Raw genomic sequence first — 13,264 nt, forward strand, 5'->3', positions numbered from 1 at the left:
TCAATTACCACTATTAAGGATCGGGGTTAATGATTCAAAAAAAATTAATAATAACGAAGGTAACCAAGCTAAAATCAGAATCATTATACGAAGACAAAGATAAACGGAAAGCACTACATCCGCCGAAACACCTAGCTGGTCGAATAAAATAATTGCAGCCGCTTCCACTGTACCCAATCCGTTAAAACTAATCGGAAGGTACGCTATCAAACCAGATAGTGTCGCATATGGAATGGTTTGAAGAATAGTCAATTCACTCTCCCCTAGCGCTCTGAACATTGCCCAATATGCTAACCCAATTAAACCCACCTTATTCACAGTAAAAAACAGATTTAATTGGATAAGTTTGAATTCATGACGAAATATATGAATAAACTCTTTTCTAGCTCTACCAACATCCCCGCGCCAATCGTCTCTACAGACATCAAAAAATTGCAGAATTCTGGGATTTAGAAACCAAAAAATAGCCGCTACAAGCAATATTGACGATAACCAGAACCAACTTGGCGTCATATCAATCATCCCATTGCTCTGATTAATCAACAGAAAAATGCCAATCAGGCCAACCAATGTAATCACCAGCAGAGAAATCACTTTGTCCATAGCTGCTCTACCAATCGTAGTTGAAGCTGAGATGCCATGCTTCCTGAGAGTTATTCCTAAGGTAGCAATATCACCTACCTGTCCTGGAACAACTTGCCCAACTCCCCATGACAACCAATAAAAGCGTAAAAACTTAGCGTAATTTAGAGATAGAGAATTTATTCTTGCTAAAAAAAGATATACATTTACTGAACCAATTAATGTTGAAATGAGAATGCATAAAGCAGATATTATTGCCCAGTTTAGCTCAAATTCACTAAATATAGTATTGATTATATTCGTAAAACCATAATACCAAATGAGCAGGCCTAACAATAACAAACCCACAATAGGCAATACTAATGACCTTCCCCCTCTAAATAGAGTTACAAATATGTTTTTTTTTATCATAAATGATGTTCGACAGAGGATTCCACGGTCATAGACATCTGATTTATTTGATTACTTTTTTTTGCAATAACCCAAACACCCGCCCCCATATTTAGTTGTTCATTTCGGCCTAGAAATGCCATTGCATTTAGCATCGGAAAAATAAGTGCATACAATGTTTTATTTTGTTCTCTAGCCCCCGTAATCCAGTAAGATATATTATTAATAAAATTCTCTAAAAAACCATATGAGTAGCCACTATCTTCAAGACTGAAACCAGCCCTTTCCAACCGTTCAGTTAATTGCGGCAAGTGATAACCCGGACGAAAATGCCCCGGCACATCAAAATTTTCCTGCCATTTAAACAGTGGCCAACGGCGATAAAAGTGGGGAACATGAACAACCAATTTACCATTAGGTAGCAGAGCGTTATATAGCTGAGTAATAACAGCCCGATCATCGTCAACATGTTCCAAATTATCCACAGAGACAATCAGATCATATTTTTCATGATCTGCTAATACAGTAAGATCAGCTATTTTAAATTGGATGTTATTCAGCCCTGTCCGATTAGCAATGATTTGGTTATCTTTTTGAGTATCACTATCAAAATCGATAGCTGTTATCTGTCCATTAGGATAGCGCTTTGCAAGATAACGAGAGATAACACCACGCCCACAACCCGCATCCAAAATATGAGTCGCGCCCTCTGGCAATAACCGTTTTACCGTTCTTAAACGAATCCGTAAACCAACAATAGGCACGCCAAAAATACGGCAGTACCACCGCTCCATTTTACCTAATCTTTCACTATAAAAAAGATCACCACCATCTAAATCAAGCACTCACTTAATCCTCATTAAATTGACTCATATTTCTCCAGTCTCACCTGACAGAGGCATTGCCCACCTGCGTGCCTCCAGAGCTCAGACTGATCATCAATCTCAGGAAAAAGTTCAATATCACCACCTCGCTGACTATCATTCAACTAGCCTTGTTCATCGTTTCGTCAGGGACAGCCACAAACCGGCAGCTTGCCCGATTTCACAAGAGACATGACACCCACACTTCTGAGGCGTAAAATCTGTTGACGAAAACCATTTATCGCCACAAAAGAGGAAGTGTCAGGTCAGAAGCTAGTGTAACTGAATCGGTCGCTAATCCCAAGCAGAAACCTCGCCGTAGCCGTATAGACATTGCCCAACTGCTAGAACAATACGAGCAAATGACTCAGGAGCTGAGTGAAGCCGACATTGCACAGCACTTGGACATTCCTCGCACCACACTGCATCACTGGCGTCAGCGCAAAGAGTCGCTGCCTTGCTCACCGGTGGCGTATTTGACTTCAAGCTCAGTGATTGAAGGGGCCTTGTTCATCGTTTCGTCAGACTTGCGGTTTCTATTATGCCCCTCCAACCAAGTGTGATTCAAACCGTGCTTTTTAAATGACCATCTCTTCCGGTGTAACCGTTCACTCTCCCTCCTTAATCTCCCTCTCCCGGCGGGAGAGGGTTGGGGTGAGGGGTAAAAATTTAGCGGGGAGAGTGAACGGTTACCTTCCGGAAATCCACGGCGTGTAGGGGCGGGTTTCAAACCCGCCCCTACGAAACCCAGGTCTTGTTCATCGTCTCGTCACCCTAATAATGACTACCGCCCCGCTATCACTACACGAAAATTTTGCGTCTCTCATCTCTACGACTGCACAGGATAAAAATCTTGATCCAGCAACTGCTCAACAGAGTATGGACATTGTTGCGGAAGTCGGTCTGCACCAACGCCGGTCTCCTTCTCAACCAAAGTGAGAGCATTCGGATACGCTTTCATCACACTCTCTTCCAGATATCGGCTAAGACTGGGACTATCCTCTAACTGCTGCCCGATTTTAATTCTCTGCTCAACAATGGACCCCCGCCAACCACTACTTTGATGGTTGGGCTGATATTGCCACTTCAATAAATGGGCAATAAGCACCATAAGACGGCTGATTAACTCTCTTTTATCCCTTTTAGCCATACTCTCCAACTCATCAATAAGATTATCGATATCGAGTTCAGCAAAATTACGCAGTTTTAATAGCTCAATATTTTTATTAATCCAGTAATAGAAATCTTTTTCATACTCCAACTGCATCGCACTCATTAGAGATACCTCTTCCATATCACAACTGCGGAAAAAAATCTTCATCCAATAGCTGATCTAAGGTATAGGGACAGCGCAGAGGAAAAGTAGCTACCGCTATCCCACTCTCTTTACTGGCTAAAGCGACAGCTTCGGGATAGGCTTCTTCAACCGCATCAGCTATCTTTGCCTTCAGACTCGGGACTTTTTTTAGTAAAAACAGAATCTGTGCCCGCTGTTCAATAATCGTATTGCGCCAGCTTTTACCCTCAAACGCCTGCCACTGTTCAGCTAATTTGTTAAACTGAAACTGCCATTTAAGCAGATGTGCTAGTAGTATCATTAAGCGGCTCTCTAACTCACGCAGGGTGCTTTTACCCATATCCTCTAGCTCTTCTATTAGATTTTTAATATCCAGAGACTCAAACTCTCTTGTTTGTAAATATGCAATTTGGGCTTTAGTCCAGTTATAGATATCTTCATCATACCTATTTTGTGAAGCGGAATCAGGATACATCTATCAGACCTTGTTTCTCATCTGTTTGGTGTCTATAAACTGCTGCCGATAACTCTCTAAAGCGCTATGCCCCACTTACGCGCCTCCTGTTCAATAGGCCAGGATGGATCGAGATTAAAAACCACATCAATCTTTTGATCACCAATTTGCCGTTTGAGTTTAGCTAAAAATTTGATCTTTTTTTCAAACAGACGCTCATGCTCCTCTAGCTCCAAAAATAGATCAATATCACCACCACGCTGCTGATCATCGACCCGGCTACCAAAAAGATAGATAGATCCATGCTCAAATACCTGCTCAAAGCAGTGGCGAATCTGATACTGCTGCTCTGCGGTTAAACGCATAGTCTGCTCACTCTGACCAAAAACTCAGAGCCATAACCGTCTGAAATGGCCATGGCAAGTCAGATGGAAGCGGATGGAGCGATAGTGACGACATTTTTCCCCTGTAAACTAAAGCTTATTGGTTAGCATTATAGAGTGTAACCCGAAAGAAAGCGATATCCGCCTCAAACAGCGGTGGTGGCAGTTGGTGTTCGCGGTGAAAATTGACCACCTTTTGCAATCCCCGACCGATCCGATCCGCCAGACCATAATCTTTCAACATTTGTGAAATAATCGGATTACGATAGTAAGATATACCAGATAGAGCCCGGGTTAAATTAAGTGTATTAGGTAACTTTCCCGGTGAAAATAGCTCCAGCCGATCGTGAAACAGATTAAGACGGATGCGTTGACCAAAGATAGACCAGTCTCGATGCATAAAGGCGTTAACAATTAGCTCACGAATAATCATCGGCTCGTAGCTCGGTTGCTCAATCCGCTGTGGTGAATTTGAGTCAAATTTAACTGTTGTGCGGTTAGCTTGGCTAACAAAATCGATCGCCTTTTCGATAGCCGGTACCACAGTGCAGTTTTCGCTGCGGTAATCGAGTAGCCCACTACTGGTATCGGTGCCATCAAAATAGTTGAGCTCGATCCCACTTTGGGGCAACAGCTGCATCCCATTTTGGGCAAAAAGAGCGCACCTAATACGCTGATTCGGTTCTGCTCATCAATTCGGTCTTTGAATCCTCCCCTGCCTGAATGAGTTGTTGTAGTGAAAATCTCATCATGTACATCTAATCTCAGCCACTACTGGCGGTAGAGTAGCTCCTCGGCTTGGTTAATCGCAACACGAAACTGCGGCGGGATATGGTTCCAGTCAAACACCTGTACCAAAATCGGGATAGTTGAGTCGTGCAGCTGCTGTTTAAAGGTCACTAATTCATCAAGGGTTAGCGGAGAGTCAGCCGGCGATTTAATCACTAAATCGAGATCACTGCTATCGTGCCCCGTCCCCTTAACCCGGCTACCATAGGCCCATATCTCCCTCTGCTCAGACAGGGTCTGTTGTGCTAAGGCGATAATTGCGGCTCTATCTTTAGGGCGCAGATCAATCATAGTCACATCGGCGCAGTGTCTGTTCTAACGCTGAAGCATCTGCGATAAATTGCGGTAGTAATTTAAGTGTTGCCTCAGCGAAATTAACGCCATAGTCATGGGCGGTATTATTACGGTTATCACGATAGATAAGCCAGCGCTCGGAGCTCTCTAAATCAATTAAGTCGTGCTTAGCCGCATAGCGAAACACCTCTTTAAAGGTAAGCCGATCAACCGCTTTAGCCGAGGCAAACCAGGGCTTTAAGCAGTGGCGCAGCAGCTTGCCAGACTGTTCTAAGATAATTTCAAACTCTTTAATCGCTGCAGAACGAAACATCTCATACTCTATTGTATCCGGGGTGTGGATCTCAAGCTGCTGAATGGCGCGCTGCAGTGCCTGAATGCAACGCTGTAAAAAGGTGGTGTCGATTTTCATGTTCAGGTTAGTCCTTGCGGTCATGCCCACTATCTTTATAGAGCAGGGTGGTAATCGGCTCAGAGACCAAACCTAGCATAAAGATAATCACGGATGTCATATAGAGGAGCGCACTCATATTGGTAAAGCGGTTAATTGTCATAAAAGTATAGCCGTAGTAGCTGCTGGCAGTGAGAAATAGCACTAAGCTCACCGGCAGAAACAGCCTCATCGGCGCAAACAGAGTGCCAATTTTAAAGATAATGAGTAGAAAACGGGCACCATCACGCCATAATCGGATATGGCTCTTGCCAATGCGTGGATTGGTCGTAATCGGCACATAGCCAATGCTATAACCGGCCCGAAAAAAGGCCATCGTAATGGTTGTGGGGTAGGAGAAGCCGTTAGCGACCAGGCGGACGGTACTGGCCTGCGACTTTTTATCGCCCCGCGCCCCAACGACCATATCGTATCCCCGGGTTATCGGCTCTAATAACGCAGCGATATCTTCAACCCGGTGCTGGTTATCGGCATCCATACAGAGAATATAGTCGGTATCGGCGGCACGAATTCCCGATTTAATCGCGGCTCCATTACCTTTGCTGTAGGGGTGGGTAATAGTTTGAACCCCATTTTGCTGACAGCACGCCTCGGTCTCATCATCAGAGCCATCATTCACCACTATAACCGGATAGTCAGGATAGCTTTGGCGCAGTCGTGGCAGTAGCTGCTGTAGCGATTGGGCTTCGTTTTTAGCCGGAATAATAAAGGTGAGCGATAAGGGCATCGGGTTTAAGCCTCTTAAGGTGGCGGCGGTGACAGGGGCGACATAATAAACCAAGCGGCGGCTGTTGGGCAAAACCGTTTGCCGCTAACAGGGCTGCGGCGGCTTTTTAGTGGCTCGTGATGGACAAACCACGCTCTCGACTATAGCCGAACGCCATGCTGTTGGATCTCGCGCTTTAGCAATTCACCAGCATCTTGCTTGTAGCTGTAACAGATCGAGCGGTAGTTCAATATCCTGCTGCAGTAGTGCCGCTAACAGAGCCGCTTTGCGCTGCCGAAACTGACTGCGGTCGTAGTGGCTACTCAGTGCGATATCGATATCCCCGCCACGGCTGTCAGGATTGACGCTACTGCCAAACAGGATAATCTCTTTAGGAGCGTCAAAGTGGTGTTGAATCGCGTCACGCAGCTGATTTCTTAGCTTATCAGAGAGATACATGGAGCACCTCACACCCAAATCGATTAAAACCGGCAACAGTTATGGCATTTTCGCCCATTTGGTCAATTAATGCTCTATACTCCGATAACGCCTGATAGTGCTTAGTTAGTTTGGCAACTCGCTGTTGCAGGATAGATACCTTATCTAAATGGCTGGTCATCATTTTGCTCGCTATTTTTTAACCTAACGACTTTGCTCACCCTTGTGTCACTATTTAAAGCTTAGACAAGGCTGCATAGATTAACTGAATATGATTTTAGATAACAGACTCAATATTACCGATCAAATTGAACTCGTTACAAGGGGTATAGTGAATTTAAAACGGTGGAGCTGTAGCTTAGTTTATTGACTCAGGTAACCATGCTTGATCTAGCACCTGTTGAAAACTCCACGGCATATTATCCGGAAAATCGACTAAGCCGGTCTCCTCAATCACTTTCCGCTGGAAATGAGTTAAACGCATAACTCATGACTCAAAGTTGCACACAGTTTTAACTCTTCGAGTCCAACCACTCCATTACTTCCCCCTTGTTGCGCTAAATTTAGTCCGCCCATAGCGCCGATAGCTCGACGCCAGTGCATGGCGCGGAGCAGGCCGAGGGTGGCTAATCAGACTATCGTCGATAATTTCACCGACCCAATGCTCCGGTAACTCAACTAGCTGTTGATAAGTTGCTGACTGACTCTGCGGGGATAACACGGCGCTCTCCTTCGATTCGATAGTAGTGGTTACGACTGTTGGCGCTGGCTATTATCTTTATAGAGCAGCGCTGTAATCTGCTCTGAGACCAGACCTAACATAAAGATAATGACTGAGGTCATATAGAGTAGCGCACTCATATTGGTAAAGCGACTTATGGTTAGATAGGTATGGAGGTAGTAGCCGCTAGCGGTCAGAAACAGTGCCAGACTGACCGGCAGAAACAGCTTCATCGGCGAGAAAAGGGTACCGATTTTAAAGATAATGAGCAGAAATCTAGCGCCATCGCGCCAGAGACGAATATGGCTCTTGCCGATACGGGGATTGGTGGTAATCGGCACATAACCGACGCTGTAACCGGCACGAAAGAAGGCCATGGTTATCGTGGTCGGGTAGGAGAAGCCGTTCGGTAACAGATGGATAAACTCCAGCGCCTTGCGCCGCTCCATTAAACGAAAACCTGAAGTTAAATCGACAATGGTATGGCCACTCACCCAGCTAGCAAAGCGGTTATAGAAGCCGTTAGCGACCAGCCTTGCGGTGCTAGCCTGCGACTTTTTATCGACTCTAGCCCCAACCACCATCTCATACCCCTGCGCCCTCTTCGCGATGAGGGCGGCAATATCTTCGACACGGTGCTGATTATCGGCATCCATACAGAGGATATAGTCACTAGTCGCCGCCCGAAGGCCACTCTTTATCGCCGCCCCGTTGCCTTTGCTATAGGGGTGGCTCACCACCTCAATAGCATTGGCGCGACAGAGAGCCTCGGTCTGATCGGTAGAGCCATCGTTAACCACAATGATAGTGCAGTCGGGATAGTGTTGCCTAAGGCTAGGCAGCAGCGTCGTTAGTGCCGCCGCCTCATTTTTCGCCGGAATCACAATCGTTAACTGCTCGGCTAGCGTCTGCGCCATCGCTTTAGCACCCATTTGCTAATCACCAATCACCGTACAGACCACCCGCCGCTGACTGCGCGGGCCATCAAACTCACAGAGGTAAATTTTCTGCCAACTTAGCAGATCTAGCGCCCCACTCATAATCGGAATCGTCTCAGAGGAGCCGACTAGACCCGCTTTTAGGTGGGCCGCGCCATTTGCCTCTTGGGTATCGTGCTGCCACACCCCTTGCGGCACTAACTGCCGCAGTAGCGTAATGACATCGTGCTGCACGCTCTGCTCCCAGCTCTCTTGCACCATAATCGCTGCGGTTGAGCCTTGGGCATAGACCGAAACGATGCCGTGCTCGACTTCGCTTCGCTCGACTAACGCCTTAACTTCAGCGGTAATATCGATTAATACCTCGCTCTCTTGGGTATCAAACATCATGGTCTGTTGCATAAAAACCTCTCTACGCTCTAGTTATCTCTCTAATTCGGCTGTAACCGCTGCAATAGTGGCTGCAGTCGCTGCTGCGCCTGTTCAAACTCATAAGTGGCGATCATCTCTCGTAGCTCTTTGGCTAGTTCCGCCTCACCGAGCCGCGCTAACTGCTCCAACAGCGGCTGCTGCTCTTTCACAGCTCGGGCATCGCCTATCAATAGCGCCTGCTGTAGCTGCTCTAGCGCCGCTACCACTGTCTCCATCTCCTTAGCTGAGAGTGTCGATGTTACCGCCGGCTCGTGCACCTCCTCCTGTCGAACTCCATACTGGCTCTCTATCGCACCACAGAGAGTCGTTAGCGCCTGCTGTAATTGCGGTAACTCGGCGGCATCGTGCTTTAATTTGCCAGCGGCAATCGCCGCTTCGATCTCTGCTACCTGTTGCGACAGTGCATTTGCCCCTATCGTTGCACTCACCCCCTTTAGCGTGTGCGCTAATCGCCTAGCCCGCTCACTATCCTGCTGCTGTAGCGCCTGCGTTATCTCCTTTGCACTCGCGCCGTAGCGAAGCGGAAAGTTGGTGATGTGCTTTTGTAGTAGCGCCGTTGAGCCGGCTAGGCGCTTTAGCGCCTGTTGCAGCTCTAGCCCCTCAACCGCCGGTAGCAAAAGAGTGCTCTCTGTCTCGCTCACAGCCTCTAAGCCAATATCGGCGGAGACTATCGGTTTAATCCATCGCGCCATCACCGAGAAGAGCTGTTCGACATCAATCGGTTTGGCAATATAGTCGCTCATACCGCTATCGACACAGCGCTGCCGCTCCTCACTCATCACCCCAGCGGTGAGGGCTAATACCGGTAGATCGGCCAGTTCGGGATTAGCGCGAATCTGCCGTGTGGCTTCAAAACCGTCCATCACCGGCATCTGGCAATCCATTAACACCCCATCGTAGCGCTGCTGCTGCAATTTTTGCAGCGCTTCGGCACCATGATGCGCCAAATCGCAACCAATATTGGCCATTTTAAGAAGATCGATAATTAGCTCTTGATTGGTGGGGTTATCCTCTACCACTAACAGATAGGCCCCCTGTAGCCGTTTGCGATCACTTAAAGGGTTGCTCTGCTGACGGCGCTGGCTTCGCACCACTCGCTCATGGCCTAAAGCGGTTAAGATTGCATTTAATAGCAGCGAGGGGCAGATCGGTTTGGTCACGACACCTGCTAACTGTTCCGCATCGGCCTGCTCTAGCAGCGCATCCCGATCATGAGCCGTCACCATCACCACTGCGGGGGGACGGCTGTCGGCAAACTGTTCTAGCAGTGCAACTAGCGCTAGCCCATCGAGCTGCGGCATCTGCCAATCGATGAGCGCCAGCTCAAACGCTCTCCCCTCTGCCTCTGCTAGCGTTAGCTGCTGCAGCGCGGCTGCGCCACTATCGACCACAACCGGTTGAAAGCGCATCTTTTGCAATAGGTCGGCCAGAATCTCTCGCGCCATAGCGTTATCATCGACCACCAAAATCGGCATCCCCTCTAGCGCCAGCTCGGGTTCGAGAAGGGGGTTCGGTGGAGCCATCGCCTCAAAAGAGATATCGAAGTAGAAGTTGCTCCCCTGCCCTAGCTGACTCTCCACCCCGACACTCCCGCCCATCATCTCAATCAGACGGCGGTTAATAGTTAAGCCAAGGCCGGTACCGCCATATTTGCGGGTAATTGAGCTATCGGCTTGGCTAAAGGCCTGAAACAGCCGCGATAGCTGTTCAGGAGTCATCCCGACACCGGTATCGATAATCTCAAACCTAAGCTGACTCTGTTGCTCGGCTAGCGTACCGCCATCGGGCTGTCGCCGTATTCGCAGCAGAATCTCCCCCTGTTCGGTAAATTTAATCGCATTACCGACAAAGTTGAGCAGCACCTGCCCTAAGCGGTAGGGATCTCCTTTAAACTGCGCCGGTAGATCGAGCTCAAGATCGAACAGCAGCTCTAATCGCTTCTCCTGTACCCGCTGAATGGTCAGATCGACTAGCTGTCGCAGCACATCGTCAAGGGAGAACGGAATCTGTTCAAAGTGGAGTTCACCCGCTTCAATTTTAGAAAAGTCGAGAATATCGTTAATAATTCGCAGCAGATGGTTGGCCGAGTTGTCGATTTTGGTGACATAGTTCCGCTGTTTCGGCGATAGCTCCCCCTGTAGTGCTAGATAGGCCATACCGGTAATCGCGTTAATCGGTGTGCGAATTTCGTGGCTCATATTGGCCAAAAACTCCGATTTAGTGCGAGCCGCCTGCTCTGCCGCCTCCCTCGCTTCCACTAGCTGCTGGCGTTGTGCCCGCTCCTGCGCCATGGTCGTCTCGGTGGTTGTCAAAATCGCATTGATACTCTCAATCAGTACCCCAAGCTCATCGTGTTGGTGCTCTTTAGGACAGAAGAGTCGTCCAGCGCTGCCGGGCTGAAGCGCCACAATCTGCTGCGCTAGCGCCAAAATCGGTTTGAGTAGCATATAGCGGATCGTCAGCGCCAAAATAGTCGTCGCCACCACTAGCTGCAGCAGCAGGATCAAGCTCTGATTGAGACCGGCACGAAACGCTTGGGCATCAATCTCAATACGGTTGATCACCACCCGTAGCTCCCCTACCGACTCATCACGGTTAAACGGGGCGGTGAGTTGGTAGCGGTAACTGTCGCTGAAATCGGGCTGCGACTGACGACTCTTCTCACTCAAAATGCCCTCACTATCGACTAGACGCACCGCCAAAATCATCGGATTGGCCATTAACCCCTCGACCACATCGTTCGCTATTATCTCGTTACGAGCAAAGAGCGCCACTTCGGCTTGTGCCTTAACGGTGCGAACTAGGTGGTGCTGTAGCTGCTCCGCCTGCTGCTGCTGCTCATTATAGGCGCGAAGGTAGGTGAAGTTGGCCATCCCTAGCGCAAATAGCAGCATAGTAGCGACGGCAACAACCACCAACCGAAACTCCAGTCCTCCTCTTAGCCACGGCTGCACCATGCTTAAGTCACCTGATCATTACTCTGTGACGCAAGATCACAAGCTATATCGCTGTCCGACCATCAGCGGTTAAATCGGTATCACTCAAGTGCTCCCGCCCCTCCGCGTAGCGCTCTTTTACCTGTAATATCTGTGGTAACACTTGGTGGAAGGGGGCGATAAGCGCCGGATCAAAGTGCTCTCCTGCCTCCGCGTTAATCAACTCAACCGCCCGCTCGACCGGCCACGCCGCTTTATAGGGCCGCGCTGAGGTTAGCGCATCGAACACATCGGCTAGGGCAACAATGCGGCCAAAGAGGGGGATCTCCTCCCCCCTTAACCCCTGCGGATAGCCGCTGCCATTCCACTTTTCGTGGTGGGTTAACGCTACCAGTCGCGCCGCACTTAACAGCTCATCTTGATGGTTACCGATAATCTCTGCCCCTATGTCACAGTGGCGCTGCATCTCACGCCACTCCTCAGGGCTCAACTTGCTCGGTTTGAGCAGAATGTGGTCAGAGACGCCAATTTTACCGACATCGTGCATTGGCGCGACCTGAAATAGCCGTTCGATCTGCCTCTCATCGAGGCCATAAGCGCTAGCAATCAGGCGGGAGTAGTGGCTCATGCGCACCACATGGTTACCGGTCTCGTTATCACGAAACTCGGCCGCCCGCCCAAGACGACGAATCACCTGTAGCCGTGTCCGCCTAAGTGCGGCTGTCCGTCGGCATACCGTCTCCTCCAGCACCTTTTGGTGCTGATAGAGCTGTAGATGGGTCGCGATGCGTGATTTGACGATGGCAGGACGAATCGGCTTGGTAATATAGTCCACCGCACCAAGATCGAGTCCGTGCTGCTCATCCTCCGTCTCACTCATTGCCGTAATAAAGATCACCGGCACAGCGGCTAGACGCGGTAGCTGCTTTAGCTGCTCGCACACCTCATAGCCGCTCATACCCGGCATCATCACATCGAGCAAAATGAGATCGGGATAGGGCTCCCTCTGGGCCAGTTGCAGTGCTCGCTCGCCATTGAGCGCCACCCGAGTGCGATAGTTCGGCGCTAGCAGCTCAACCAAAATATCGATATTCTCCGGCGTATCATCCACAATCAGGATGGTTGCCTGTAGCGGCTCAGTTGACAACAGCACTATTGATTTAACCTCAAGACCGGTTTAATCGTTGCTAGCAGCGACTGCGGTAGCGATGTGGCAATATAGCCAACGGCCGCCGGATTATTCGCCACCACCTCGACCACCTCCAGACTATCTTCTAATGCCTGAGGCGGTCTAACGCGACCACTAAACTGCAACCTAGCCCAGTAGGCGTTCACATAGGCAAGCGGCATATCGTCTAGCGCTAAAAAAAAGGCCTCCCGTACTCGGCTATCGCGCCGCTGTTCGATCACCTCCGCCCGCTGACCATTGGGAAAGAGCTGTGAGCGGCCCAAAAAGAGATCGGCCACCTGCTGCGCTTCGAGCTGGGTGAGCGGATTTTGGGGGTGAACCACGACCCAAATCTCCTCAGCCTGGAGGGTTACCACCGAACAGCTCCCCCACCAAAAGCCTAACCGCAACAGCATTAGTAA

General features: G+C 49.0%; 16 protein-coding genes. All 16 read right to left on the reverse strand.

All coding sequences use genetic code 11. From position 1 onward, the window contains the following. On the reverse strand, positions 1-993 hold the full coding sequence (locus D5085_03835; GenBank protein ID QEP42342.1) for a UPF0104 family protein: 993 nt from the start codon (positions 991-993) through the stop codon (positions 1-3). Next, on the reverse strand, positions 990-1,817 hold the full coding sequence (locus tag D5085_03840) for a class I SAM-dependent methyltransferase (GenBank protein QEP42343.1): 828 nt from the start codon (positions 1,815-1,817) through the stop codon (positions 990-992). Before D5085_03840 ends, D5085_03835 begins: the two co-directional genes overlap by 4 nt. Before the next feature lie 847 nt (positions 1,818-2,664). After that, positions 2,665-3,102 (reverse strand): DUF29 domain-containing protein, encoded by a 438-nt coding sequence (locus D5085_03845; GenBank protein QEP45044.1) that lies wholly within the window; start codon positions 3,100-3,102, stop codon positions 2,665-2,667. A gap of 28 nt (positions 3,103-3,130) precedes the next feature. Further along, positions 3,131-3,607, reverse strand: a complete 477-nt coding sequence (locus D5085_03850; protein QEP42344.1) for a DUF29 domain-containing protein — start codon at positions 3,605-3,607, stop codon at positions 3,131-3,133. A 56-nt stretch (positions 3,608-3,663) separates the two neighbouring features. Further along, positions 3,664-3,951, reverse strand: coding sequence for a hypothetical protein (locus D5085_03855; protein QEP42345.1), 288 nt, complete (start codon positions 3,949-3,951; stop codon positions 3,664-3,666). A gap of 115 nt (positions 3,952-4,066) precedes the next feature. Next, positions 4,067-4,609: a hypothetical protein gene (locus D5085_03860; GenBank protein ID QEP42346.1), complete on the reverse strand. Its 543-nt coding sequence runs from the start codon at positions 4,607-4,609 to the stop codon at positions 4,067-4,069. Between the two features lie 131 nt (positions 4,610-4,740). Next, the gene (locus D5085_03865) at positions 4,741-5,049 is read right to left on the reverse strand and encodes a nucleotidyltransferase domain-containing protein (GenBank protein ID QEP42347.1); all 309 of its coding nucleotides are present in this window, start codon (positions 5,047-5,049) and stop codon (positions 4,741-4,743) included. Next, positions 5,042-5,470 (reverse strand): nucleotidyltransferase, encoded by a 429-nt coding sequence (locus D5085_03870; GenBank protein ID QEP45045.1) that lies wholly within the window; start codon positions 5,468-5,470, stop codon positions 5,042-5,044. Before D5085_03870 ends, D5085_03865 begins: the two co-directional genes overlap by 8 nt. A gap of 1 nt (position 5,471) precedes the next feature. Further along, on the reverse strand, positions 5,472-6,230 hold the full coding sequence (locus tag D5085_03875; GenBank protein ID QEP42348.1) for a glycosyltransferase family 2 protein: 759 nt from the start codon (positions 6,228-6,230) through the stop codon (positions 5,472-5,474). Positions 6,231-6,413: 183 nt separating this feature from the next. After that, on the reverse strand, positions 6,414-6,668 hold the full coding sequence (locus D5085_03880) for a hypothetical protein (GenBank protein ID QEP42349.1): 255 nt from the start codon (positions 6,666-6,668) through the stop codon (positions 6,414-6,416). A gap of 517 nt (positions 6,669-7,185) precedes the next feature. After that, positions 7,186-7,368, reverse strand: coding sequence for a hypothetical protein (locus D5085_03885; protein QEP42350.1), 183 nt, complete (start codon positions 7,366-7,368; stop codon positions 7,186-7,188). A gap of 29 nt (positions 7,369-7,397) precedes the next feature. Then, positions 7,398-8,285: a glycosyltransferase family 2 protein gene (locus tag D5085_03890; GenBank protein ID QEP45046.1), complete on the reverse strand. Its 888-nt coding sequence runs from the start codon at positions 8,283-8,285 to the stop codon at positions 7,398-7,400. 18 nt (positions 8,286-8,303) lie between these two features. After that, entirely contained in the window at positions 8,304-8,708 is a 405-nt protein-coding gene (locus D5085_03895) for a YjbQ family protein (protein ID QEP42351.1), read from the reverse strand. A 29-nt stretch (positions 8,709-8,737) separates the two neighbouring features. Beyond that, positions 8,738-11,695 carry a response regulator gene (locus D5085_03900; protein QEP42352.1) on the reverse strand — a complete coding sequence of 986 codons (2,958 nt, stop codon included), beginning with the start codon at positions 11,693-11,695 and terminating at the stop codon, positions 8,738-8,740. A 43-nt stretch (positions 11,696-11,738) separates the two neighbouring features. Next, positions 11,739-12,821, reverse strand: coding sequence for a response regulator (locus tag D5085_03905; GenBank protein QEP45047.1), 1,083 nt, complete (start codon positions 12,819-12,821; stop codon positions 11,739-11,741). A gap of 5 nt (positions 12,822-12,826) precedes the next feature. Next, entirely contained in the window at positions 12,827-13,258 is a 432-nt protein-coding gene (locus tag D5085_03910) for a hypothetical protein (protein ID QEP42353.1), read from the reverse strand. Positions 13,259-13,264 lie beyond the last annotated feature (6 nt).

Source organism: Ectothiorhodospiraceae bacterium BW-2 (assembly GCA_008375315.1).
In the GTDB taxonomy this organism is placed as follows: Bacteria; Pseudomonadota; Gammaproteobacteria; order Thiohalomonadales; family Thiohalomonadaceae; genus BW-2.

Coding starts and splice junctions, on each gene's coding strand:
- D5085_03835 (QEP42342.1), bottom strand. CDS start 993: ATGATAAAAAAAAACATATTTGTAACTCTATTTAGAGGGGGAAGGTCA.
- D5085_03865 (QEP42347.1), bottom strand. CDS start 5,049: ATGATTGATCTGCGCCCTAAAGATAGAGCCGCAATTATCGCCTTAGCA.
- D5085_03845 (QEP45044.1), bottom strand. CDS start 3,102: ATGCAGTTGGAGTATGAAAAAGATTTCTATTACTGGATTAATAAAAAT.
- D5085_03880 (QEP42349.1), bottom strand. CDS start 6,668: ATGTATCTCTCTGATAAGCTAAGAAATCAGCTGCGTGACGCGATTCAA.
- D5085_03850 (QEP42344.1), bottom strand. CDS start 3,607: ATGTATCCTGATTCCGCTTCACAAAATAGGTATGATGAAGATATCTAT.
- D5085_03895 (QEP42351.1), bottom strand. CDS start 8,708: ATGCAACAGACCATGATGTTTGATACCCAAGAGAGCGAGGTATTAATC.
- D5085_03860 (QEP42346.1), bottom strand. CDS start 4,609: ATGCAGCTGTTGCCCCAAAGTGGGATCGAGCTCAACTATTTTGATGGC.
- D5085_03910 (QEP42353.1), bottom strand. CDS start 13,258: ATGCTGTTGCGGTTAGGCTTTTGGTGGGGGAGCTGTTCGGTGGTAACC.
- D5085_03890 (QEP45046.1), bottom strand. CDS start 8,285: ATGGCGCAGACGCTAGCCGAGCAGTTAACGATTGTGATTCCGGCGAAA.
- D5085_03875 (QEP42348.1), bottom strand. CDS start 6,230: ATGCCCTTATCGCTCACCTTTATTATTCCGGCTAAAAACGAAGCCCAA.
- D5085_03855 (QEP42345.1), bottom strand. CDS start 3,951: ATGCGTTTAACCGCAGAGCAGCAGTATCAGATTCGCCACTGCTTTGAG.
- D5085_03900 (QEP42352.1), bottom strand. CDS start 11,695: ATGGTGCAGCCGTGGCTAAGAGGAGGACTGGAGTTTCGGTTGGTGGTT.